At 74.2% G+C, this 22,971-nt stretch carries 18 protein-coding genes; 5 read left to right on the forward strand and 13 right to left on the reverse strand.

From position 1 onward, the window contains the following. Position 1: 1 nt before the first annotated feature. Positions 2–535 carry a ribosome maturation factor RimP gene (rimP, locus tag SMD11_RS09255; protein WP_087925992.1) on the reverse strand — a complete coding sequence of 178 codons (534 nt, stop codon included), beginning with the start codon at positions 533–535 and terminating at the stop codon, positions 2–4. Positions 536–715: 180 nt separating this feature from the next. On the opposite strand from rimP, the gene SMD11_RS09260 reads away from it, so the two are divergent. The 3 genes from SMD11_RS09260 to SMD11_RS09270 are packed head-to-tail and all read left to right on the forward strand — an operon-like array spanning position 716 to position 2,694. Beyond that, positions 716–1,240 carry a hypothetical protein gene (locus SMD11_RS09260; protein WP_087925993.1) on the forward strand — a complete coding sequence of 175 codons (525 nt, stop codon included), beginning with the start codon at positions 716–718 and terminating at the stop codon, positions 1,238–1,240. Then, positions 1,237–1,722, forward strand: a complete 486-nt coding sequence (locus SMD11_RS09265) for a ferritin-like domain-containing protein (RefSeq protein WP_087925994.1) — start codon at positions 1,237–1,239, stop codon at positions 1,720–1,722. The genes SMD11_RS09260 and SMD11_RS09265 overlap by 4 nt, the downstream gene beginning before the upstream one ends. A gap of 30 nt (positions 1,723–1,752) precedes the next feature. Further along, entirely contained in the window at positions 1,753–2,694 is a 942-nt protein-coding gene (locus tag SMD11_RS09270; RefSeq protein ID WP_087925995.1) for an aminoglycoside phosphotransferase family protein, read from the forward strand. A gap of 215 nt (positions 2,695–2,909) precedes the next feature. Here the strand turns inward: SMD11_RS09270 and SMD11_RS09275 are convergent, their stop codons facing one another. The 11 genes from SMD11_RS09275 to SMD11_RS09325 all read right to left on the reverse strand — a co-directional run bounded on the left by SMD11_RS09275 (position 2,910) and on the right by SMD11_RS09325 (position 19,780). Continuing rightward, positions 2,910–4,607 (reverse strand): proline--tRNA ligase, encoded by a 1,698-nt coding sequence (locus SMD11_RS09275; RefSeq protein ID WP_087925996.1) that lies wholly within the window; start codon positions 4,605–4,607, stop codon positions 2,910–2,912. Positions 4,608–4,678: 71 nt separating this feature from the next. Then, on the reverse strand, positions 4,679–5,218 hold the full coding sequence (locus SMD11_RS09280) for a GNAT family N-acetyltransferase (protein ID WP_087925997.1): 540 nt from the start codon (positions 5,216–5,218) through the stop codon (positions 4,679–4,681). A 42-nt stretch (positions 5,219–5,260) separates the two neighbouring features. After that, the gene (locus tag SMD11_RS09285) at positions 5,261–6,106 is read right to left on the reverse strand and encodes a GNAT family N-acetyltransferase (protein ID WP_087925998.1); all 846 of its coding nucleotides are present in this window, start codon (positions 6,104–6,106) and stop codon (positions 5,261–5,263) included. A gap of 182 nt (positions 6,107–6,288) precedes the next feature. Then, the gene (gene ispG, locus SMD11_RS09290; protein ID WP_087925999.1) at positions 6,289–7,446 is read right to left on the reverse strand and encodes a flavodoxin-dependent (E)-4-hydroxy-3-methylbut-2-enyl-diphosphate synthase; all 1,158 of its coding nucleotides are present in this window, start codon (positions 7,444–7,446) and stop codon (positions 6,289–6,291) included. 321 nt (positions 7,447–7,767) lie between these two features. Continuing rightward, positions 7,768–9,069 (reverse strand): M50 family metallopeptidase, encoded by a 1,302-nt coding sequence (locus SMD11_RS09295; protein ID WP_087926000.1) that lies wholly within the window; start codon positions 9,067–9,069, stop codon positions 7,768–7,770. Then, positions 9,066–10,337, reverse strand: coding sequence for a 1-deoxy-D-xylulose-5-phosphate reductoisomerase (gene dxr / locus SMD11_RS09300; protein WP_087930379.1), 1,272 nt, complete (start codon positions 10,335–10,337; stop codon positions 9,066–9,068). The genes SMD11_RS09295 and dxr overlap by 4 nt, the downstream gene beginning before the upstream one ends. Positions 10,338–10,456: 119 nt before the next feature. Then, on the reverse strand, positions 10,457–12,391 hold the full coding sequence (locus SMD11_RS09305) for an acyl-CoA dehydrogenase family protein (protein WP_087926001.1): 1,935 nt from the start codon (positions 12,389–12,391) through the stop codon (positions 10,457–10,459). A 158-nt stretch (positions 12,392–12,549) separates the two neighbouring features. Next, entirely contained in the window at positions 12,550–13,512 is a 963-nt protein-coding gene (locus SMD11_RS09310) for an NADP-dependent oxidoreductase (protein WP_087926002.1), read from the reverse strand. A gap of 213 nt (positions 13,513–13,725) precedes the next feature. Then, complete coding sequence (locus SMD11_RS09315; RefSeq protein WP_087926003.1) at positions 13,726–15,171, reverse strand: aldehyde dehydrogenase family protein; 1,446 nt, start codon at positions 15,169–15,171, stop codon at positions 13,726–13,728. Positions 15,172–15,465: 294 nt separating this feature from the next. Next, positions 15,466–17,124, reverse strand: coding sequence for a PucR family transcriptional regulator (locus tag SMD11_RS09320; RefSeq protein ID WP_087926004.1), 1,659 nt, complete (start codon positions 17,122–17,124; stop codon positions 15,466–15,468). A gap of 142 nt (positions 17,125–17,266) precedes the next feature. After that, positions 17,267–19,780 carry an ATP/GTP-binding protein gene (locus SMD11_RS09325; protein ID WP_087926005.1) on the reverse strand — a complete coding sequence of 838 codons (2,514 nt, stop codon included), beginning with the start codon at positions 19,778–19,780 and terminating at the stop codon, positions 17,267–17,269. A 208-nt stretch (positions 19,781–19,988) separates the two neighbouring features. Between SMD11_RS09325 and gabT the strand changes: the two genes are divergently transcribed. Next, positions 19,989–21,347 carry a 4-aminobutyrate--2-oxoglutarate transaminase gene (gene gabT / locus SMD11_RS09330; protein WP_087926006.1) on the forward strand — a complete coding sequence of 453 codons (1,359 nt, stop codon included), beginning with the start codon at positions 19,989–19,991 and terminating at the stop codon, positions 21,345–21,347. 133 nt (positions 21,348–21,480) lie between these two features. Then, positions 21,481–22,353 (forward strand): phosphatase PAP2 family protein, encoded by an 873-nt coding sequence (locus SMD11_RS09335; RefSeq protein ID WP_087926007.1) that lies wholly within the window; start codon positions 21,481–21,483, stop codon positions 22,351–22,353. Here the strand turns inward: SMD11_RS09335 and SMD11_RS09340 are convergent. Next, positions 22,322–22,831: a hypothetical protein gene (locus tag SMD11_RS09340; protein ID WP_087926008.1), complete on the reverse strand. Its 510-nt coding sequence runs from the start codon at positions 22,829–22,831 to the stop codon at positions 22,322–22,324. The genes SMD11_RS09335 and SMD11_RS09340 overlap by 32 nt on opposite strands. Positions 22,832–22,971 lie beyond the last annotated feature (140 nt).

The following is a 22,971-nucleotide window of genomic DNA, read 5'->3' on the forward strand; positions in this document are numbered from 1 at the left end:
GCTACGCCTCCTCTTGGCTCTCGTCGGTTTCGTCAGCGGCCTTCTCGGCCTTCTCGACGGACTTGCGGTTGAACTCGATCTCCACGCGCGCCTTGGCGATCTCACCGAAGGCCAGCCTGCGGGCGGTGGGCTTGCGCCCCTTCACGCCGGGCACCTCCAGGTCGAGCCCCTCGTCGTCCACCGCGACGATGCGGGCGACGAGCTCGCCGCCCTCGGTCAGCTGCGCCTTGATCAGGCGGCCGGTGGCCCGGACGTAGTGCCGGTGCTCGGTCAGGGGGCGGTCCGCGCCGGGGGAGGTGACCTCCAGGACGTACGGAGCGCCACCCATGGCGTCCGTCTCGTCGAGCTTCTCGGAGACCGCGCGGCTGACCTCGGCGCACTCGTCCAGCTCCACGCCCGCGTCGGAGTCCACCACGATGCGCAGCACGCGCCGCTTGCCCGCGGTGGTCACGTCGACCTCTTCCAGATCCAGCTCTCGCGCGCTGACGAGAGGGGCCAGCAGCTCGCGCAGCCTCTCGCTCTGGGTGGTGCTCATCCGGGTGACTCCTCGGCCGCGTGTGCTGTTGTGGGAAAGTCGCGTGTCAGGTCAAAGCCTATCTGTTCCGGCAGGCGACTGACGATTCGGTGCCTGGTCCCCGGCCGTGGTGCCGCGCGCCGGTACGCTCGCGTGCGGTGATCATGACCGGACCTGGCGGAACCTGGCGGAAAGAGGATCGTGGCGCGCACGACGACGACGCGGGGCGCTGCCGGCCCGCGCAGACGCAGCGTACTGGCAGGCGGCGCGGTGGCCCTCACGGCGGGTGCGGCGACCCTGCTGACCGGGTGTTCGGACGGTGCCTCCGGGCGGGGGCGTGAAGCGGACGCCGAGCGCGGCGCCACGGCGGAGCGGCTGCGGGCCGCCGCCGGCCGGGACTCGGCGGCCCTGCTGGAGCGGTACGACGCGACGGCCCGCGCGCACGACGGGCTCGCCGCGCGGCTCCGGCCGCTGCGGGCCGAGACCGCCCGCCACGCGGAGGCCTTCGGGGTGACCGCACCGGGATCCGCCGCCCCCTCCGGAGGCACGTCCGGCGTGCCCGGCGACGAGAAGGCCGCCCTGGCCGCGCTCGCCGACGCCGAGCGGCGCGCCGCCGACGCCCGGACCGCCGCCCTGACCGGGGCACCGCCCGAACTCGCCCGGCTGCTCGCCTCCGTCGCGGCGGCCGGCGCGGCCCACGCCTACCTGCTCGGCGGTGACGCGTGAGCGCCGCCCGGGAGAGCGGCGGGGCGCTGGCGGCGGCGCAGGCCGCGCTCGGCGCCGAGCACGCGGCCGTGTACGGGTACGGGGTCGTCGGCGCCCGGATCGGCGAGGAGCGCGCGGCGGAGGCCCGCGAGGCATTCGACGCGCACCGGGCCCGGCGCGACGCGATGGGCCGCGCGGTCCGCGAGCTGGGAGGCGAGCCGGAGGCCGCGGCGGCCGGGTACGCGCTGCCGTTCCCGGTGCCGGACGAGGCGGGCGCGGTACGGCTGGCGGCGGAGCTGGAGAGCCGCGCCGCGGGCGTCTACGCCGATCTCGTACGAGCCGCCACCGGCGCCCTGCGCCGGGACGCGGCGGCGGCGCTGCGGGACGCGGCGGTGCGGTCGGTGCGGTGGCGCGGCGACGGCGTAGCCTTCCCTGGGCTCGCCGAGCGGGCCGCCGCGGCCGGGCCGGACGCCTCGCCGAGCGGGTCGCCGAACCGGTCCTGACCAGCGGAAGAAGAAAAGGACAGCGCAGGGATGAACAACGCGAACTACCGCCTCGAACCGCCGGAGCGGCTGGTGCGCACCCTGAGCTCACAGCCCGCGGACGGGGTGGCCCGCCGCTGGCTGGCGGCACTGCCGGAGACCGCCCAGGACTACCTCGCCCGCTGGGAGCTGACGCCCGAAAGGGTGCAGACGCCCGGCGGCCGGACGAGCGTCGTCGTCCTGGTACGCCAGGCGGACGGCACGCCCGCCGTGCTCAAGCTCTGCCCTCCCGACGGCACGGCCGCGCTCGAACACGCGGCGCTGGAGCGGTGGGACGGCCGGTGCGCGGTGCGGGTGCTGCGGGCGGACGCGGGGGCGCTGCTCCTGGAACGGCTGCACGGTGACATCAGCCTGCGCTCGCTGGCCGAGGCGAAGGCCCAGCTGGAGGCCGCCGCGGTGCTCCAGCGGCTGTGGGTGCCGCCCGCCGCGCCCGCCGGTCCGGCCCACCCGTTCCCCGAGCTGACCGCGCACGCGGCCGGCCTGGCGGAGACCCTGCGCGAGCGCCGCGAGCTGCCCGTGGCGGCGGACGTACGGGCGCTGGCCGACGAGGCCCTGGAGCTGGTGACCGCTCTGACGGAGAGCGCCGGCGAGGGTGGTGACGCGGTGCTGCTGCACGGCGAGTACCACCAGGGCACGGTCCTGTCCGGCGACCGCGCGCCCTGGCTGGCCATCGCCCCGCGCCCGCTGGTCGGCGAGCGCGCGTACGACCTGGCCTGGCTGGTCCGCGACCGCGCGGACACCCTCCTGGCCTCCCCCGGTGCGGCGGCCGCGGCGCGGCGGCGGGTGGCGAAGCTGGCGGATTCGCTGGAGGTGGACGCGGAGCGGTTGCGCGGGTGGGCGGTGGTCCGGGCGGTGTGCGAGGGGGTCGGGGAGCTGTCGGTGGGGGTTCGGGGGCGGGGTGAACTGATGCTGGAGTTCGCGGGGTTGTTGTGACGGGGGTGTGAGCGGGTGGGGCGGGTGGGGGCACCGCTGCGCGGGGCCTTTCCCCAGCCCCGCCCCTTCCCGACCGGGGCTCCGCCCCGGACCCCGGTCCTCAAACGCCGGACGGGCTGAATCGCTGCCCGGGACCGGGGGCCCGGGGGCTCGCCCCCGGTCCGGGAAGGGGCGGGTCGGGGAAAGACCCGCCGTCAGGCGCCCGGCCCCGGACGTCAGACCCGCGCCGACAGCCGCCCGACCGCCTCCGCGACCGTGAGCTCCTCACGATCCCCCGTCCGGCGGTCCTTCAGCTCCACCACCCCGTCGGCCGCCCCCCGCCCGACCACGAGGATCGTCGGCACACCGATCAGCTCCGCGTCCGTGAACTTCACGCCCGGCGACACCCCCGCCCGGTCGTCGACCAGGACGCGCACGCCCGCCGCGCCCAGCTTCTCCGCGAGTTCCAGGGCGAGTTCGGTCTGGAGGGCCTTGCCGGCCGCGACGATATGGACGTCCGCCGGGGCGACCTCGCGGGGCCAGCAGAGGCCGGAGGCGTCGTGGGTCTGCTCGGCGAGGGCGGCGACTGCGCGCGAGACGCCGATGCCGTACGAGCCCATGGTGACCCGGACCGGCTTGCCCTGGGGGCCGAGGACGTCGAGGCCGAACGCGTCCGCGTACTTGCGGCCGAGCTGGAAGATATGGCCGATCTCGATCGCGCGGCCGATCTCCAGGCCGGCGCCGCAGCGGGGGCAGGGGTCGCCCTGCTCGACCACGACGACGTCGAGGTACTGGTCGACCTCGAAGTCCCGGCCGCAGACCACGTTGCGGGCGTGCGTGTCGGGCTTGTTGGCGCCGGTGACCCAGGCCGTGCCGGGGGCCACGCGCGGGTCGGCGAGGTAACGCAGCTTCAGGCCCTGCGGGCCGACGTAGCCGCGGACGAGGTCGGGCCGGCCGGCGAAGTCCTCGGCCGTCACCAACTCGACGACGGCGGGCGCCAGGTGCTCGCCCAGCTTGCCGAGGTCGACCTCGCGGTCGCCGGGCACGCCGATGGCCGTGATCTCGCCGTCGATCTTGACGAGGAGGTTCTTGAGGGTGGCCGAGGCGGGCACGCCGAGGTGCTCGGCGAGGGACTCGATGGTCGGGGTGTCGGGGGTGTCGAGCTCCTCGACGGGGCCGTGCCCGGCGGGGTCCGCGGGGGCGACGACGGCGGTGACCGCCTCGGTGTTGGCCGCGTAGTCGCAGGCGGGGCAGTCGACGAAGGTGTCCTCGCCGGCCGCGGCCGGGGCGAGGAACTCCTCGGACGCCGAGCCGCCCATCGCGCCCGACACGGCGGAGACGACGCGGTAGTCGAGGCCGAGCCGCTCGAAGATCCGGGTGTAGGCCTCGCGGTGCAGACGGTAGGACTCGGCGAGGCCCTCGTCCGTGGTGTCGAAGGAGTAGGAGTCCTTCATCTGGAACTCGCGGCCGCGCAGCACGCCCGAGCGGGGGCGCGCCTCGTCCCGGTACTTGGTCTGGATCTGATAGAGCATCACCGGCAGGTCCTTGTAGGACGTGCACTGGTCCTTGACCGTGAGGGTGAAGATCTCCTCGTGCGTCGGCCCGAGCAGGTACTCCGCGCCCTTGCGGTCCTTGAGCCGGAAGAGCAGGTCGCCGTACTCCTCCCAGCGGCCGCTCGCCTCGTAGGGCTCCTTGGGCAGCAGGGCGGGAAGGAGGACCTCCTGGCCGCCGATGGCGTCCATCTCCTCGCGGACCACGCGGGAGACGTTCTCCAGCACCTTCTTGCCCATCGGGAGCCAGGTCCAGACGCCCGCGGAGGTACGGCGGACGTACCCGGCGCGGACCAGCAGCTTGTGGCTCGCGGTCTCGGCGTCGGCCGGGTCGTCACGCAGGGTTTTCAGCATGGTCGTGGACATGCGCTGGACGGGGGCCATCAGATCTCCTGCGGGCTCGGGGGGAATCCCAGGAGATTATCGGCAGCCGCCGGTGGGGCGAAAACGGGTTCTCACGGCCGCTCGCGCAGCGGCAGCGGCGCGCCCATCACCACGTACGGGCTCGGCGCGCTGGGGAAGATCACCGGGCGGGCGAGGTCGCGGTAGCCGAGGCTGCGGTAGAGGGCGCGGGCCGGGCTCTCCATGTCGATGGCGGAGAGGATGCTGCGCGGTTCGGCCGCGCTCCCGGTGAGGGTGGTGATGAGGGAGCGGCCGATCCCCCGCTTCTGGAAGTCGGGGTGGACGTGCAGCTCGGTGATGACGAAGGCGTTGTCGAGCCAGCCCTCGGAGCCGGTGGCGCGCAGATACGGTTCGACGACGCCGGACCACCAGTGGGCGCGGTCGTTGGGCATGCCGTAGACGAAGCCGACGAGCCGGCCGCCCGCCGTGGTGGCCCCGAGGGCCCGCGCGCCCGGTGACGTCAGGTGCCGGAGCACGATGTGGCGCCGTACAGCGATCTCTTCGTCGCTGAGCCCGAAGGCCAGCGCCTGCACGGCCAGCGCGTCGTCCACCCGCGCGGCGAGGTCGAGGTTCCCGACCGCGATGTCATCCATGTCCGGAGGCTACCCGGGCGGGGCGGCCGAGCGGCGGTCCGGTCAGAACAGGACGCTCATGAACGCGCCGACTTCCCGGAAGCCGACGCGGCGGTAGGCGGCCCGGGCCGCGGTGTTGTAGTCGTTCACGTAGAGGCTGGCCACCGGGGAGACCTCGCGCAGGGCGTACCGCAGCACGGCGGCCATGCCGGTCTCGGAGAGGCCGCGGCCGCGGTACTCGGGGGCGACCCAGACGCCCTGGATCTGGCAGGCGCGGGTGGTGGCGGCGCCGATCTCGGCCTTGAAGACGACCCGGCCGTCCTCGATCCGGGCGAAGGAGCGCCCGGCGCCGACGAGCTCGGCGACGCGGGCCTGGTAGAGGAGTCCGCCGTCGCCGGCGAGCGGGGAGACGCCGACCTCCTCGGTGAACATCGCCACGCAGGCCGGCATGATCACGTCCATCTCGTCCTTGCGGATGCGGCGGACGTGCGGGTCGGGCTGGATGTCGGCGGGCATGGCGTGGGTGACCATCAGCGGCTGGTGGGCGCGGACCTCGCGGGCGGGTCCCCAGTGCGGTTCGAGCAGGGACCACAGCTCGGCGGTGGCCTCGGCCGGGCCGACGATGGAGGAGCAGCGGCGGCCGGCGCGGCGGGCGCGGTCGGCGAAGGCGCGGACGGCCTCGGGGCCGGCGCAGATGGGGACGAGGTTGGCCCCGGCGTAGCAGAGGGATTCGAGGCGGCCGCCGGCGTACCAGCCCCACATCTCGCCGCCGAGCCGCCAGGGGTCGAGGCCGGCTACCTGGACACGCGCGGCGACGAAGGCGTTGGCGACGGGTTCGCGGTCGAGGACGGCGAGGGCGGCGTCGAGTTCACCGGGCTCCAGGACCTTGGTGGTGGTCGTCGTCAACACGTGTGGGTATGCCTCACCGTCGCGGGCCGGTGGCCATGGGAACAGGTCTTGGAACTGTACCTCTCCGGGTCCGCGCACACCTCCCCCGTCGAAGGCGGACTCCTCCGGGCACGACGATGCCCCGCCGGTGGGGGCGGGGCATCGTGATGTCCGGTACGGGCCGGGCGGAGCCGGCGCCGGGCTCAGCCGCTGACGCTGATCTCGGGCTCGCCGGAGGCGACGCCGTCCTTCTCCATCTGCTCGGCCAGCTTGAGGGCCTCCTCGATGAGGGTCTCCACGATCTTGGACTCGGGGACGGTCTTGATGACCTCGCCCTTGACGAAGATCTGGCCCTTGCCGTTGCCGGAGGCTACGCCGAGGTCGGCCTCACGGGCCTCGCCGGGGCCGTTCACGACGCAGCCCATGACGGCGACGCGCAGCGGCACCTCCATGCCCTCCAGGCCGGCGGAGACCTGGTCGGCGAGCTTGTAGACGTCGACCTGGGCGCGGCCGCAGGACGGGCAGGAGACGATCTCCAGGCGGCGCTGGCGCAGGCCCAGGGACTCCAGGATCTGCATGCCGACCTTGATCTCCTCGGCCGGCGGGGCCGACAGGGAGACGCGGATGGTGTCGCCGATGCCCTCGGAGAGCAGCGCGCCGAACGCCACGGCCGACTTGATCGTGCCCTGGAATGCCGGGCCCGCCTCGGTGACGCCGAGGTGGAGGGGGTAGTCGCACTGGGCGGCGAGCTGGCGGTAGGCGTTGACCATCACGACCGGGTCGTTGTGCTTGACCGAGATCTTGATGTCGCGGAAGCCGTGCTCCTCGAAGAGGGACGCCTCCCACAGGGCGGACTCGACGAGCGCCTCCGGGGTGGCCTTGCCGTACTTGGCCAGCAGGCGGGCGTCGAGGGAGCCGGCGTTGACGCCGATGCGGATCGGGGTACCGGTCTCGCCGGCGGCCTTCGCGATCTCCTTGACCTTGTCGTCGAACTGCTTGATGTTGCCCGGGTTGACCCGGACCGCGGCGCAGCCGGCGTCGATGGCGGCGAAGACGTACTTCGGCTGGAAGTGGATGTCGGCGATCACCGGGATCTGCGACTTCTTCGCGATGACCGGCAGCGCGTCGGCGTCGTCCTGGGTCGGGCAGGCCACGCGGACGATCTGGCAGCCGGAGGCGGTGAGCTCGGCGATCTGCTGGAGCGTCGCGCCGATGTCCGAGGTCCGGGTCGTCGTCATCGACTGCACCGACACGGGTGCGTCGCCTCCGACGGCCACGGAGCCGACCTGGATCTTGCGGCTGACCCTGCGGTCGGCGAGCTTGATCGGAACGGAAGGCATTCCAAGCGAAATCGCAGTCATCTGGCGAGCAACCCCAAGGTGTGAATCAAGGTCCCGAGATCGGCGGGCTCCGGCCTTCGAGGTTACGGCACCGGGCCCCTTCGGGGCACATTGCGGGCCGGGGCCGGGCTGGGCCAAGGCGTGTCCGGCGGGCCTTCGACTGCGGCCCCGTCGTCGCCGCCTACGGCGGCCGGCGCCCTGCGGGCGCGTCCTCAAGCGCCGGACGGGCTGATATCAGCCCGTCCGGCGCTTGAGGACACAGCACAGCAGCCCGTCGGGGGAGAGCGAGGACACCGCCGCGCAGCGGTGGTGCACCCCCACCCGCGCCCCGCCGGCAAGGCGCTACGTGAGCCGCACCGGGTTCACCACGTCCGCGATCAGGACCAGCAGCGTGAAGCAGATGAAGATGCCGGCCACCACATAGGCGACGGGCATCAGCTTCGCCACGTCGAACGGGCCCGGGTCGGGGCGGCGGAAGACCTTGGCGAAGGCCCGCCGCACCGACTCCCACAGCGCTCCCGCGATGTGTCCGCCGTCCAGCGGCAGCAGCGGCAGCATGTTGAACAGGAACAGGGAGAGGTTGAAGCCCGCGACCAGGAAGAGCATGGTCGCGATCTGCTGCGACGGCGGGATGTCGAGGTTGAAGACCTCGCCGCCGACGCGGGCGGCGCCGACCACGCCCATCGGGGAGTCCGCCTTGCGCTCGCCGCCGTCGAAGGCCGCGTTCCACAGGTCGGGGATCTTGCTGGGCAGGGCGATCAGCGATTCCACGCCGGACTGGACCATGTCACCCATACGGTCGACCGACTGCCCGAAGGACTGGGGCACGACGCCGGTGGCCGGGGTGAAGCCCAGGAAGCCCGCGGTGACGTACTCGCCCTTGAGGGGGGTGCCCTTGCCGTCGTACTTCTGGACCTGGTTGGAGATCAGGTTCGCGTGGAGGGTCTTGCGGGTGCCGTCCCGCTCGACGGTGAGGGTGGCCGGGCCGGTGGTGCGGCGGATGTCCTTCTGGAGGGTGGACCAGTCGTCGACCTTGTGGCCGTTGAAGGCGACGATCTTGTCGCGCGGCTGGAGTCCGGCGGCTTTGGCCGGGGAGTCCTTGGCGCCCGGGGAGCACTTGTCCGTCTTGTCCGTGGCCTTGACCACACAGTCCGAGACCGTGGAGACCTGGGTCGTCTGTGTGTTGATGCCGAAGGACATCATCACGCCGAGGAAGATCACCACGGCCAGGACCAGGTTCATGAACGGTCCGGCGAACATCACGATCACGCGCTTCCACGGCTTGCGCGTGTAGAAGAGCCGGGACTCGTCGCCGGGCTGGAGCTCCTCGAAGGCCGCCGAGCGGGCGTCCTCGATCATGCCCCGCCAGGGCGAGGTGGAGCGTGCGGCGATCTTCCCGTCCGCGCCGGGCGGGAACATGCCGATCATGCGGATGTAGCCGCCGAGCGGGATGGCCTTGATGCCGTACTCGGTGTCGCCCTTGCGCCGCGAGAACAGCGTCGGCCCGAAGCCGACCATGTACTGCGGCACCCGGATGCCGAAGAGCTTCGCGGTGGACAGGTGTCCCAGTTCGTGCCAGGCGATCGAGAAGAGCAGGCCCACCACGAAGACGACTATCCCGAGGACCGTCATCAGTGTTGTCATGCGCGGGCCTCCGAGGTTGTCTTCACCGTACGGGCCGCCTTGCGGGCGGCCAGTTCACGGGCCCGGGCGCGGGCCCAGGTCTCCGCTTGCAGGACGTCCGGGACCGTCAGCCGGGTTCCCGAGGCGGGGGTGCCGTGTTCCGCCACCACCTCGGCGACGGTATCGACAATCCCATTGAACGGCAGCGCGCCCGCCAGGAAGGCGTCGACGCACTCCTCGTTGGCCGCGTTGAAGACGGCGGGCGCCGTGCCGCCGAGGCCGCCGACGTGCCGGGCGAGGCCGACCGAGGGGAAGGCCTCCTCGTCGAGCGGGAAGAACTCCCAGGTGGAGGCCTTGGACCAGTCGAAGGCCGGGGCCGCGTCCGGGATCCGCTCGGGCCAGCCGAGGCCGATGGCGATGGGGCCGCGCATGTCCGGCGGGGTCGCCTGGGCGAGCGTGGAGCCGTCCGTGAACTCCACCATCGAGTGGACGTAGGACTGCGGGTGGACGACGACCTCGATGCGGTCGAAGGGGATGTCGTAGAGCAGGTGCGCCTCGATCACCTCCAGGCCCTTGTTGACCAGGGTGGCCGAGTTGATCGTGATCACCGGGCCCATGGACCAGGTCGGGTGCGCGAGGGCGTCCGAAGGGGTGACGGAGGCCAGCTCCGCCTTCGTCCGGCCGCGGAAGGGGCCGCCCGAGGCGGTGACGACCAGCTTGCGGACCTCGGCGCGGGTGCCGCCGAGCAGGGCCTGGAAGAGCGCGGCGTGCTCGGAGTCGACCGGGATGATCTGCCCGGGCTTGGCCAGCGCCTTGACCAGCGGGCCGCCGACGATCAGCGACTCCTTGTTGGCCAGCGCCAGGGTGCGGCCCGCCTCCAGGGCGGCGAGGGTCGGCGCGAGGCCGATGGAGCCGGTGATGCCGTTGAGGACGGTGTGGCACTCGCTGCGGGCGAGCTCGGTGGCCGCCTCGGGGCCCGCGAGGATCTCGGGCAGCGGCTCGGTCCCGTACTGCGCGGCCAGCGCCTCGCGCAGCGCGGGCACCTTGTCGGCCTGCGCGACGGCGACGGCGCGGACCCGCAGCCGGCGGGCCTGCTCGGCCAGGAGCCCCACCCGGCCGCCGGCGGCGGACAGGGCCGTCACCGTGAAGCGGCCGGGGTTGCGGAGCACGAGGTCGATGGCCTGGGTGCCGATCGAGCCGGTCGAGCCGAGGATCACGATCTCGCGCGGCGCCCCGGGGGCGGTGGGGGCGGAGTAGCGCAGATGCGGGTCAGCGAGGGAGTCCGTCATGGGCTCCATTGTTACGTCTTCCCGCCGGTGGGCGGACAGGGATCCCCCCGCCCGCCCCCGTGGCGGAACATTTGCGTCCGGCGGGCGCCCCGGTCTGGTAGCGGGTCGCCCGCCGGGTCTCAGCGGATGGGCCGGTGGACGTTGTCGGTGGTGGCGGGGCCGGGGGTGGCGTCCGCGATCCAGGGGCCGTCGCCGCTGGGGTCGACGATGCCGGCCTCCAGCCATTCGTACGATCCCGCGAGCACGCCGGAGACGAGCTTGCGGTCGAGGTCGTCGGTGTTGGTCCACAGCCGCCCGAAGAGCTCCTCGACGCGGATCCTGGCCTGCCGGCAGAAGACGTCGGCCAGCTCGTAGGCCTCGCGGCCGTGGGTGCCCTCGGTGCGCAGCCGCTCGGCGCGGACGCAGGCGGCGCTCATGGCGAAGAGCTCGGCCCCGATGTCGACGACGCGGCCGAGGAAGCCCTGCTTGGTCTCCATCCGGCCCTGCCAGCGCGACATGGCGTAGAAGGTCGAGCGGGCGAGCTTGCGCGAGGAGCGCTCGACGTACCGCAGGTGGCCGGCCAGGTCGCGGTGGCCGGCCGGGTGGAACTCGGTGTACGTGGTGGGCAGCTGCCCGGGGCCCGCCACCAGCTTGGGCAGCCAGCGGGCGTAGAAGCCGCCGGCGCGGGCTCCGGCGCGGGCCTTGTCGCCGAGGGACTTCTCGGGGTCGATGAGGTCGCCGGCGACCGAGAGGTGGGCGTCGACGGCCTCGCGGGCGATGAGCAGGTGCATGATCTCGGTGGAGCCCTCGAAGATGCGGTTGATGCGGGAGTCGCGCAGCATCTGCTCGGCGGGGACGGCGCGCTCGCCGCGGGCGGCCAGCGAGGCGGCGCTCTCGTAGCCCCGGCCGCCGCGGATCTGGACCAGCTCGTCCATCATCAGCCAGGCCATCTCGCTGGAGTACAGCTTGGCGAGGGCGGCCTCGATGCGGATGTCGTTGCGGTTCTCGTCGGCCATCTGGCCGGAGAGGTCGAGGACCGCCTCCAGCGCGAAGGTCGTCGCGGCGATGAAGGAGATCTTGGCGCCGACGGCCTCGTGCTCGGCGATCGACTTGCCCCACTGCTCGCGCGCCTCCGACCACTCGCGGGCGATCTTCAGCGCCCACTTGCCGCCGGCGACGCACATGGCGGGGATGGACAGGCGGCCGGTGTTGAGCGTGGTCAGGGCGATCTTCAGGCCGGCGCCCTCGGGGCCGATGCGGTGCGCGGCGGGGACGCGGACCCGGTGGAAGCGGGTGACGCCGTTCTCGATGCCGCGCAGGCCCATGAAGGCGTTGCGGTGCTCGACGGTGACGCCCTCGGCGGCGGCCTCGACGACGAAGGCCGTGATGCCGCCCTTGTGGCCCTCGCTCCTGGGCACCCTGGCCATCACGACGAGCAGGTCGGCGACGACGCCGTTGGTGGTCCAGAGCTTGACGCCGTCCAGGATGTAGTCGTCGCCGTCGGGGACGGCGGAGGTGGCGAGCCGGGCGGGGTCGGAGCCCACGTCCGGCTCGGTGAGCAGGAAGGCCGTGATGTCGGTGCGGGCGCAGCGCGGCAGGAAGGTGTCCTTCTGCTCCTGGGTGCCGAAGAGCTTCAGCGGCTGGGGGACGCCGATGGACTGGTGGGCGGAGAGCAGGGCGCCGACGGCGGGGCTGACGGAGCCGACCAGGGCGAGGGCCTTGTTGTAGTAGACCGAGGTGAGGCCCAGCCCGCCGTACTTGGTGTCGATCTTCATGCCGAGGGCGCCGAGCTCCTTGAGCCCGTTGACCGTCTCGTCCGGGATCTTCGCCTCGCGCTCGATGCGGGCGCCGTCGATGCGGGTCTCGCAGAAGTCGCGGAGCTTGGTGAGGAACTCCTCGCCGCGCCGGACGTCCTCCGGCACGGGCGTGGGATGCGGGTGGATCAGGTCGAGGCGGAACCGGCCGAGGAAGAGTTCCTTGGCGAAACTGGGCTTCTTCCAGTCCTGTTCCCGGGCCGCTTCGGCGACCTGGCGTGCTTCGCGTTCGGAGACCGGTCGTACGGATGGTGCGGTCATCAGGCACCTCGCCGCGTGAGTCGGGGCCGTCCCGGTCGGCTACCGACCGGTGCTACTCGACCGTATCTACCCGATTCGACGTACCTCTACCAGTCCTCGCGCAACGATCCGGACCCTCACCCGGGCGGGTGAGGGTCCGGATCGCGGGCCCCCGGGCGTCAGTCGACGGAGAGGACGATCTTGCCGGTGGTGCGGCCGGTCTCGCCCATCCGGTGGGCCTCGGCCGCCTCGGCCAGCGGCAGGACGGCGGCGACCTCGGTCCGCAGCCGGCCGGACTCGACGAGCTCGGCGATGCCGCGCAGGCCGCCGAGGTCGGGCTCGACCATGATGCGGGCGGCGCGCAGGCCGCGCTCACGGGCCTCCGTGAGCACCGGCTCGGCCAGGGGCAGCAGGGAGACGAGGGTGCCGCCGGGACGCAGGGTGCGCAGGGAGCGGGCGGGGTAGTCGCCGCCGATGGCCTCCAGGACGACGTCGACGTCGCGCACGGCCTCGGCGAAGTCCCGCTCGCGGTAGTCGATCAGCTCGTCGGCGCCCAGGCCGCGCAGGAAGTCGTGCTTGGCGGTGCTCGCCGTGCCGATGACGTACGCGCCGCGGGCCTTGGCGATCTGCACGGCCAGGTGGCCGACCCCGCCGGCCGCCGCGTGGACCAGGACGCGCTGTCCCTCGCCCACCCCGGCCGTGTCGACGAGCGCCTGCCAGGCCGTCAGCGCGGCCAGCGGCAGGGCCGCGGCCCGGACGTGGTCGAGGCCGCGCGGCCGGGGCGCGAAGTGCCGGGCGGGCGCCGTGACGTACTGGGCGTACGCGCCGGCCGGGTGCGGGAAGCGGGGCATGCCGTAGACCTCGTCGCCCACGGCGTGGACGGTCACGCCGTCCCCGACCGCCTCGACCGTGCCGGAGACGTCGTAGCCGAGGCCGAACGGCGGGGTCTGGCCGGTGTAGTAGAAGCCGCGGGCCCGGGTCTTCCAGTCGACCGGGTTGACCCCGGCGGCGCGCACCCGCACCAGGACCTCGCCCACGTTGGGCTCGGGCCGGTCGGTCTCGACCAGCTCCAGCACCTCGGGGCCGCCCGCGGTCTCCTGCCGGACGGCGAGCATGCGGGCGGGGGTGGTGGCGTCGTTCATGAGGGGGCTCCTTGCGGTCGGACCGTTCTACGGCCTCCAGATTTCCCGAGGCGGCGACGGGCGACGAGCGGCCTGACTGTCATGATGCGCAAGGATCGGGCCACGGGGCCGGCGGGCGGGGCGTGACATACGGACGGCCGGACCGGCACCCACCCGTGGTGCCGGTCCGGCCGTCCTGTCCGTACCCCGCGCCGTCCCGCGCGGGTCCTGTGGCTAGAGCGCCAGGCCCGACAGGACCAGCACCCGCTCGTAGGTGTAGTCGTCCATCGCGTAGCGGACGCCCTCGCGGCCGACGCCGGACTGCTTGGCACCGCCGTAAGGCATCTGGTCGGCGCGGTAGGACGGCACGTCGCCGATGATCACGCCGCCGGTCTCCAGCGCGCGGTGGGCGCGGAAGGCGGTCTGGAGGTCATGCGTGAAGACGCCCGCCTGGAGACCGTAAGGCGAGTCGTTGACGGCGGCGAAGGCGGCGGCCTCGCCGTCCACCCGGGAGAGGGTGAGGACCGGTCCGAAGACCTCCTCGCACGCGAGGGTCACGTCCGCCGGGAGGTCCGCGAGGACGGTCGGGGCGTACGTGGCGCCCTCGCGCTTGCCGCCCGCGAGGAGCGTGGCACCGGCGGCGACCGCCTCGTCCACCCAGGACTCGACGCGCTTGGCGGCGTCCTCGCTGACCAGCGGGCCGACGTCGGTGGCCGCGTCGGACGGGTCACCGGTGACCTGTGCCTCGACGGCCGCGACGACCTTGGGGACCAGCCGCTCGTACAGCGAGGCGTCGGCGATGACGCGCTGCACGGAGATGCAGGACTGGCCGCCCTGGTAGTTGGAGAAGGTGGCGATGCGCTGCGCCGCCCAGTCCAGGTCCTCCTCCGAGGACCAGTCGGCGAGCACGACGGCCGCGCCGTTGCCGCCGAGCTCCAGGGTGACGTGCTTGCGCGGCGCGGAGTCGAGGATCGACCAGCCGACGGGGCCGGAGCCGGTGAAGGAGATGACCGGCAGGCGCTCGTCCTGGACGAGGGCGGGCATCCGGTCGTTCGGGACCGGCAGCACGCTCCAGGAACCGGCCGGCAGGTCGGTCTCGGCGAGGATCTCGCCCAGGACCAGGGAGGAGATCGGGGTCGCCGGCGCGGGCTTGAGGATGATCGGGGTGCCGACGGCGATGGCCGGGGCGACCTTGTGCGCGCTCAGGTTGAGCGGGAAGTTGAAGGGCGCGATGCCGAGCACGGTGCCGCGCGGGAAGCGGCGCGTCAGCGCGAGGCGGCCGGTGCCGCCGGCGTCGGTGTCCAGGCGCTGGGCGTCACCGGCGTTGAACCGGCGGGCCTCCTCGGCGGCCCAGCGGAAGACGGAAACGGCGCGGCCGACCTCGCCGCGCGCCCACTTGATGGGCTTGCCGTTCTCGGCGGAGATCAGCTGGGCGATCTCCTCGGTGCGCTCGGTGAGCCGCGCGGCGACGTGGTCGAGGGCGGCGGTGCGGACGTGCGCGGGCGTGGCGGCGAACTCGTCACGGACGGCGTGCGCGGCGGCGACGGCCTCCTCGACCTGCGCCTCGGTGGGCACGCTCACGGTGCCGACGAGACGGCCGTCCCAGGAGTTCGTGACGTCGAAGGTCTCCTCGCCGGTGGCCTCGCGGCCGACCAGCCAGAACGCGTGGGGAGCAGTCACGGTTTTCCCTCCCGGGAGGTGTAGGTGATTTCGGCTCCCTCACCGTAGAGGGGGCGGGTCTTGGGGGCCGTTGTCCGGGATGGAGTACGGGTGGGGGTGGGCGCGCCGCAATGGCGGGGTGGAGGGGTGCGCCTGCGGCGGGCCTTTTCCCCGCCCCGCCCCTTCCCGAACGGGGGACAAGCCCCCCGGGCCCCCTTTTCCGCGCTCCGCGCGGTGTCCTCGAACGCCGGACGGGCTGATCTTCAGCCCGTCCGGCGCTTGAGGACCGGGGCGGGACGGGGTGGCGAGAATGCCCTACTGCTGCTGCCCCGACGTCGTCTTCAGGGCCAGCCACAGCTCCATCCGGACGTCCGGGTCGTCCAGCGACCGGCCCAGGATCTCCTCCACCCTCCGCATCCGGTAGCGCAGCGTATGGCGGTGCACGCCCAGGTCCGCCGCCGCCGCGTCCCACTGGCCGTGGCGGGAGAGCCAGGCCCGGAGGGAGGCGACCAGGTCGCCGCGGCCGGTGGCGTCGTGCTCGTACAGGGCGCGGAGCAGGCCGTCGGCGAAGGCGCGGACGGCGTCGTCGGCGAGGAGGGGGAGCACCGAACCGGCCGCGACCTCCTCGTGCTCCACGAGGACGCGGCCGCGGCGGCGGGCCACCGACAGGGCCTGTTCGGCCTGCCGGTAGGCGGCCGCGGCGGCGATGGGCCCGGCGGGGGCCGAGAGGCCGACGACGAGGTCGCAGGGGGGCGCCGCCGCGCTGCGGTCCCGCGGCCGGGACTTCGTCCCCCGGCGGGCCTCTATCCCGCGCGCGTGCTCCGCGCAGGCCGCGACCGCCGCGCCGCCGTCGGGCGCGAGGACGATGAGCCGCTCACCGTCCGGAACCGTCAGCACCGCCTCGGCCACCCGGCCCGCCGCCGTCTCCACCGCGTCCGCGAGCAGCCCCAGCGGGTCGGCCGGGGGCGGCGCGGCCTCGCCGGACGGCTCGGTTGCCTCCTCGGCGGCCGGCGGTTCGGTCACGGCCTCGGCGACCAGCACGCGGAAGGGGGCGTCCAGCAGTCCGCCGTAGAGGTCGCCGGCGACGGCCCGCGCGTGGTCCGGCTCGCCGGCCAGCAGCATCCGCAGCACCGCCGCGCCCAGGCGCTGCTCGGCGTCCTGGAGGGCGCGGGAGCGCTCGGTGGTGAGGGTGAGGAGGGCGATCGCGGACTGGACGGCGTAGCGCTCGGCGGTGCCCAGGGGGGCGGCCGTGCCGACGGCGAGGACGCCCCTGGCCCGGCGGCCGGAGCCGAGGGACTGGAGCTCGACGCGGTCGGCGCCCTCCTCGGCGGGGTCGCTGCCCAGCACGGCGGTCGCGGGCGCGGGGCGCTCGCGGAGCCGTTCGACGTCCCGGCCCAGCCGGGCGGCGCGGCGGGCCGCCCAGTCCGGGGCGGCCGCGACGACGGCGCCGGACGCGTCGTAGAGCGCGGCCCAGCCGTCCAGGTGCACGGCGAGCCGGGCCAGCAGCGCGGCCGGGCCCTCGGCGCCGACGGCCGCCCGGGTCAGCTCGCGCTGGGCCTCGAAGCCCGCGGTCACCGCGCGGTACTGGTCGGCGGCGATGGCGGCCGACACGGCCTTGCTGATGGCGAGGAACGGGGTGCGGCGCGGCACCTCCAGCAGCGGCAGCCCCTCCGCCTCGGCGGCCTCGACCAGCGCCGCGGGCACCTGCTCGTAGTTGACACCGACGGCGAACCCGAGTCCGACGACGCCGGCGCGGACCAGCCGGCGCACGTACCGGCGCATCTCCTGCCGGTCCTCCGCGTCGATCTTCATCGCGGTGATCAGCAGGAGCTCCCCGCCGTCCATCCACGGCACGGGATCGGCCAGCTCGCTGACGTGCGCCCAGCGGACGGGGGTGTCCAGCCGGTCCTCCCCCGCGAGCACGGCGAGCTTGAGCGCGGAGTGGTGGACGAGGGAGGCGAGCGTAGGAGGCATGGCACCTTCGGGAGGGCTGACGACTGCGCCGTCCCGTATGAACGGCTGCTCCCGATTCTGCCTCAGTGGAGGATTCGCCGGGCACGCGAACGCTGCCCCGCGGCCCATCCGCGGCGCGGGTGGGCGGCGCGCGCGGGGCCCGTCAGCGCATCAGGTCGACCAGCACTGGCGGCGCGCTCGCGCCCCGCACGGACGTCACGGACAGCACGGCGTGCCCAGGGGGCACCATATGGGCGAGCTCCGAGGCGGACCAGCGCTCCCGCTCGACCTTGCGGACGGTCACGGACTGGGCGGTGACGGCCCGGCCGGTGACCGCGCGGCGCAGCAGGTGCGCGGCCCGGGTCAGCGGTTCGTGGGCGATGACCTGGCGGTCGGTGACGTCGCGGGCCTCCACCCACTCCTTGCCCCAGACCTCCGCGAAGCGGGCGCCGTCCCAGGTGGTGACCCCGGAGAAGGCCATCCGGCAGCCCACGGAGCCGAGCAGCGCGCTGCGCAGCGACTCCGGCACGTCGTCGAGCGTGCGGAGGGTGAGGACGGCCCCGGCGTTGGCCGAGCGCAGCCGGCCGAGGCCGCGGACGGCCTCGGGGGTGACGGCGTGGGTCGCGTCGTCGAGGACGAGGCAGGCGAAGAGCGAGCGGTCGGCGCGGGCCACGGTGGACTCGGTGAACTGGGCGAGGACGAGCCGGGCGAGCATCCGGGACGCCTCGGCGTGGCCGCGCTCGGGCAGGTCGATGCGGACCCGCAGCGGGTGTTCGAGGGTGCGGAGGGAGAAGGTGCGGCCGGGCCGGGTGGTGTCGAAGAAGCGGGCGAAGGCCGGCCGGTCGAGGAGCGCGAGCCGGTCGGCGAGGAGCGGTCCCGCGTCGCCGGGTCGGTGCGCCTGCCGTTCGCGCGCGTCGAGTTCCCGGGCGAGCGCGTCGTGCCCGCCGGCGGCGAGTCCGGCGCGCAGCGCGGCGACGGCGGTGGCCGAGCCGTCGAGGAGTTCCCGCAGCTCGGGCACGGACGGGAAGCGGCCGTGGACCGCGTGGTACGGGCCGAGGAGCTGGGCCAGCGCCATCGCGGCCCGCCGGGAGCCCTCGCCGGGCAGGGTGGCGGCGACGTCGCCGATGAGGCCCTCGGCGAGGACGGCGGCCGCCTCGTCGGGGTCCTCCGTGCCGCCGTACAGGTCCAGGTCGTAGGCGGAGTCCGGGCGTCCGATCTTCACCACGATGTCGAACGCCTCGTCCGGGGCGAGCCCCTCCCCCGCCGCGCCGACGGCGACGACGGCCGTGCGGCCGGCGAGCGCCTGGAGGCAGAGCGACTCCAGCACGGGCCGCACCAGACGGTCCGTCTTCCCGCAGCCGGGCGGTCCGACGGCCAGCAGGGAGGTGCCGAGCAGGCCGGGGTCGAGGGCGCAGCCGGCGCCGCGGTGGTCGTGGGGGTTGCGCTCGTCGTCGGCGGCGGTGCCGATCCGCACCTGGCGGGTGACGAGGTCGTGCCGGGCGACGCGGACGGGCAGGTCGCGGGCGCCGGAGGGGTGCGCGCAGGCGGCGGCGCCGTACCGCAGCACGGTCTCGGTGAAGGCGGCCAGCCGGCCCGGCCGGGTGCGCACCGACTGCCAGGCGCGCTCGATGCGGGAGTGGTCGACGTCGTTCATCACACCGGCACGGGCCTCGGCCGCCAGCCGTTCGGCGGCGTCGTGGGCTCCGGCGGCGCGCAGCTGGGGCCAGTCGGCGGGGTCGCCCTGCGGCTCGGGGTCGGCGGTCCCGGGGCCGGGGGAGCCGTCGGGCGGTACGGGGCCGGGCCGTTCGGCGGCGGCGCGGCCGGCCGGGCCGTAGCGGCGCCGGATCTCGCGCCAGCAGCCGACGCGGCCGGCGACCGCGAGGAGGAGGCCAGCGAAGAGGACGTAGTAGGTGTAGGTGGCGTAGAAGGACTCGGGGATCTGCCCCTGCCAGGACTCGGGGGTCAGATGGAAGAGCGGCCACAGCCACACCCCGCCGAACGCGCCGTTCCAGCAGAGCGTCCACACGGCCACGGCGCCGGCGGCGGCCAGGGCGCCGCGGCGGATCAGCACGGGCGACGGGAGGCGCTCCGGGTCGGGCGGGCGGAGGAAGGCCGGGGCCGGGCGCCAGATCCGGTCCCACAGGGGCGCGCCGTAGCGCCGCCAGAGCTCCGCCCACCGGCCGATCCGGCCGAAGCCGACCGCGAGGGCGCCCACGCAGAGGGCGTAGTAGATGTACGAGGCCGCGAGCCACTCCTGGGTGCCTTCCGGCCACACGTCGAGGAACATGGCGCGCAGCGGCCACTGCCAGTAGGGCCCGAGGTAGCCGTGCCACAGCAAGGACCACAGGAGCCAGCCGCACAGGAACGCGATCACGGCGCCGACCAGCAGCTGCCGGGCCGGCACCCGGCTGTGGTCCTCGGGTGTCCGCGGCCGGTGGCCGAAGGCCCAGACGCCCGGCCGGGTGGCGGGGCGGGGGGTGCGCAGCCAGGCGAGGAAAGGCGCTTCCGGGCCACCGCCGTGGGCCGGGGCCGCCGGCGGGGCGGCCGCCGGTACGGGAGGTGCGACGAACCGTGGTGGCTCGGCGGGGCGGGGGGGCACGGCCCGGGGGCCCGGCAGCCCCCCCGCTCCCCCCGCACCCCGTGTTCCGGGTGCGTCGTACGTGCCCTCTGTGTCCATCGCTGCCCCTTGCCCCCCACCAGCCGCGGTCGTCGGCGCCACGCCTGCGCGCCGCCGCTCAATCTAGTGGCGGGAGCCCCGCCATGTCCGGTACGGACAAGGCGGCACGCGCACTTCTCCCTTACGGAACATGCCGGGGGCGTGATTTCGCCCCTAGCCTGCGACTAAAAGTCCGAATGCCGCACCGTTCCCCCTCTGGAGCCCACTCATGACCGAACTGACCGGAGGCCCCTCCCTCCCCCAGGAGCGCCGCGTCGTCACCGCGATCCCCGGCCCCAAGTCGCTTGAGCTTCAGGCCCGCCGCACGGCGACGGTCGCGGCGGGCGTGGGTTCGACGCTCCCGGTGTTCACCGCGCGCGCCGGCGGCGGCGTGATCGAGGACATCGACGGCAACCGCCTGATCGACTTCGGCTCGGGCATCGCCGTGACCTCGGTGGGCTCCAGCGCGGAGGCCGTCGTGCGCCGCGCGTCCGCGCAGCTCGCCGACTTCACCCACACCTGTTTCATGGTGACCCCGTACGAGGGCTACGTGGAGGTCTGTGAGCAGCTCGCCGAGCTGACCCCGGGCGACCACGCCAAGAAGTCCGCGCTCTTCAACTCGGGCGCCGAGGCCGTCGAGAACGCCGTCAAGATCGCCCGCGCGTACACCAAGCGCCAGGCCGTCGTCGTCTTCGACCACGGCTACCACGGCCGCACCAACCTGACGATGGCGCTGACGGCGAAGAACATGCCGTACAAGCAGGGCTTCGGCCCGTTCGCGCCCGAGGTCTACCGCGTGCCGGTGGCCTACGGCTACCGCTGGCCGACCGGCCCGGAGAACTGTGGCGCCGAGGCGTCCGCCCAGGCCATCGACCAGATCACCAAGCAGATCGGCGCGGAGAACGTCGCCGCGATCATCATCGAGCCGGTGCTCGGCGAGGGCGGCTTCATCGAGCCGGCCAAGGGCTTCCTGCCCTCCATCGCGCAGTTCGCGAAGGACAACGGCATCGTCTTCGTCGCGGACGAGATCCAGTCCGGCTTCTGCCGTACGGGCCAGTGGTTCGCGTGCGAGGACGAGGGCATCGTCCCGGACCTGATCACGACGGCCAAGGGCATCGCGGGCGGTCTGCCGCTCGCCGCCGTCACCGGCCGCGCGGAGATCATGGACGCCCCGCACGCGGGTGGCCTCGGCGGCACCTACGGCGGCAACCCGGTGGCGTGCGCCGCGGCGCTCGGCTCCATCGAGACCATGCGCGAGATGGACCTCAACGCCAAGGCGAAGCGCATCGAGGAGGTCATGAAGGGCCGCCTCGCCGAGATGCAGGCCAAGCTGGACAACGGCGCGATCATCGGTGACATCCGCGGTCGCGGCGCGATGATCGCGATCGAGCTGGTCGAGCCGGGCACCAAGACCCCGAACGCGGCCGCCGCCGGCGCGCTCGCCAAGGCCTGCCACGCGGAGGGGCTGCTCGTCCTCACCTGCGGCACCTACGGCAACGTGCTGCGCTTCCTGCCGCCGCTGGTCATCGGCGAGGACCTGCTGAACGAGGGCCTGGACATCATCGAGGCCGCTTTCGCCCGCCTGTGACACCTTTCGCCGTAACCCCGGGTATCGGTTACCACGGGTAAGCGATGCGCGGAGTGAAGAACCTGTGCGGGGCGGGTGGTGGACGAGTGATCCGGCTGTTCGGGGCGCTCGACCTGCCGTACGGTTTCTTCAGATGAACGCAACACCCCGTCCGCAGGAGACTGCGGACACCGCCGCGCCGGCGCTTCCCCAGCTCCGGTCCGGCCGTGCCTTCGCGCACACCACTGGAGCCTCCGGCTCCGGACATCCTCACCGATCGGATGGCCGCTCGCCCCATACCCCCCGGGGCGCGCGGCACCCCGGTCCCCACGGCGGCCCCGGAACCACCCCCCCTGTTCCGGGGCCGCCGGCATGGACCCGGCGCGGGCTCTTCCCGGCGCTGTGCGTCCTGCTCCTCGCCTTCCTCACCTGGCAGACCGCCTCGCACGGCCCGCTGCGCGCCCTCGACGAGCGCCTCGGCCGTACGGTCGCGCACTCCGGCTTCCCGGGCGGACTCGCCCGTTTCCTCGCCGACCTCGGCAACGTCACGGTGGCCCTGCCCGTGCTGCTGGCGGCGATCGCCGTGTCCGCGCTCGCCACGGCGCGCGCCCGCCGCGGCCGCCGGTGGTGGCCGCCGGCGTTCGGCGCCGCCCTCGCGATGGCCGCCGTCCCGGCCCTGGTCGTCCCCCTCAAGTCCTGGGTCGGCCGCCCGGGGCCGCCGGAGATGGCGGCCTCCGGCGCGCACGACGGCTTCTTCCCCTCCGGGCACACCGCCACGGCCGCCGTCGCCTACGGCGCCGCGGCGCTGCTTCTCCTGACCGCCACCCGCGCCGGCCGCCGTCCGCGGGCCCTGGCCCTCGGCGCGTATGTACTGCTCAACGCCGGCGTGGGGATCGGCCTGGTGCGGTGCGGGTACCACTGGCCGCTGGACGTGGCGGGCGCCTGGTGCCTGTCCGGCGTGGTGCTGTGGGCCCTCGCCCTGCCGCTCACCCGCGTCACTCGGGCGGATCCGCCTCCCGGACCCTGAAGTCGCCGGGACGGTCGGCGCCCGCGAGGTTCGCGGCCGCCTCGTGCATCGCCAGCTCCAGCGTCGCCGGGTCCGTCAGCGTGCCCGTACCGTCGGGCGGCACGACCCAGCGGACCCCGGAGGCGTGGCGTCCGGGGTACGGGACCACCACCCAGCTGCCGAGCCCCGCGCCCCGTACCCCGGTGGCGAGCCAGCCCGCCGCGGTGCCCGGCGGCACGAAGAACCCCATGCGGCTGTCGCCGAAGTCGGCGAGGACCGGGCCCAGCCGGTCGGTGCACCGGCCCAGCACGTCCAGGGTGGGATAGCCGAGGCCGCTGGGGAGGACGAGGACGTCCCAGACCCGGCCCGCGGGCAGGAGCGCCACCCCGAGGGGGTTGCGCTCCCACTCCCACCGGCACGTCCCGGGGTCGGGTGCCGCCGACGCCAGCCACTCCACCGCACTCCTCTTGCCCTCGTCGTTCCCCGCGCCGCCGTTCATGTGGGCTCCTCCGTTCCGTGTGCGCTCGTCCTGCGTTCACGGATGAGAGGCCGCGGGCGGCGGATCATTACGCGGGTTCCCGACGCCATGGGGCGTACGGAGACACGAAGGGGGCGCACCGGCGCATCTGCCGTCGTCGG

Origin of the sequence: Streptomyces albireticuli, assembly GCF_002192455.1 — a bacterium.
Lineage (GTDB): Bacteria > Actinomycetota > Actinomycetes > Streptomycetales > Streptomycetaceae > Streptomyces > Streptomyces albireticuli_B.

What these genes read in the sequence shown, in the direction of transcription:
- SMD11_RS09295 (WP_087926000.1), bottom strand. Translation starts at nt 9,069, where the DNA reads ATGACAACACTGATGACGGTCCTCGGGATAGTCGTCTTCGTGGTGGGC.
- SMD11_RS09280 (WP_087925997.1), bottom strand. Translation starts at nt 5,218, where the DNA reads ATGGATGACATCGCGGTCGGGAACCTCGACCTCGCCGCGCGGGTGGAC.
- ispG (WP_087925999.1), bottom strand. Translation starts at nt 7,446, where the DNA reads ATGACTGCGATTTCGCTTGGAATGCCTTCCGTTCCGATCAAGCTCGCC.
- SMD11_RS09340 (WP_087926008.1), bottom strand. Translation starts at nt 22,831, where the DNA reads ATGAACGGCGGCGCGGGGAACGACGAGGGCAAGAGGAGTGCGGTGGAG.
- SMD11_RS09275 (WP_087925996.1), bottom strand. Translation starts at nt 4,607, where the DNA reads ATGGCCCCCGTCCAGCGCATGTCCACGACCATGCTGAAAACCCTGCGT.
- dxr (WP_087930379.1), bottom strand. Translation starts at nt 10,337, where the DNA reads ATGACGGACTCCCTCGCTGACCCGCATCTGCGCTACTCCGCCCCCACC.
- SMD11_RS09305 (WP_087926001.1), bottom strand. Translation starts at nt 12,391, where the DNA reads ATGACCGCACCATCCGTACGACCGGTCTCCGAACGCGAAGCACGCCAG.
- SMD11_RS09320 (WP_087926004.1), bottom strand. Translation starts at nt 17,124, where the DNA reads ATGCCTCCTACGCTCGCCTCCCTCGTCCACCACTCCGCGCTCAAGCTC.
- SMD11_RS09310 (WP_087926002.1), bottom strand. Translation starts at nt 13,512, where the DNA reads ATGAACGACGCCACCACCCCCGCCCGCATGCTCGCCGTCCGGCAGGAG.
- SMD11_RS09270 (WP_087925995.1), top strand. Translation starts at nt 1,753, where the DNA reads ATGAACAACGCGAACTACCGCCTCGAACCGCCGGAGCGGCTGGTGCGC.
- rimP (WP_087925992.1), bottom strand. Translation starts at nt 535, where the DNA reads ATGAGCACCACCCAGAGCGAGAGGCTGCGCGAGCTGCTGGCCCCTCTC.
- SMD11_RS09335 (WP_087926007.1), top strand. Translation starts at nt 21,481, where the DNA reads ATGAACGCAACACCCCGTCCGCAGGAGACTGCGGACACCGCCGCGCCG.
- gabT (WP_087926006.1), top strand. Translation starts at nt 19,989, where the DNA reads ATGACCGAACTGACCGGAGGCCCCTCCCTCCCCCAGGAGCGCCGCGTC.
- SMD11_RS09325 (WP_087926005.1), bottom strand. Translation starts at nt 19,780, where the DNA reads ATGGACACAGAGGGCACGTACGACGCACCCGGAACACGGGGTGCGGGG.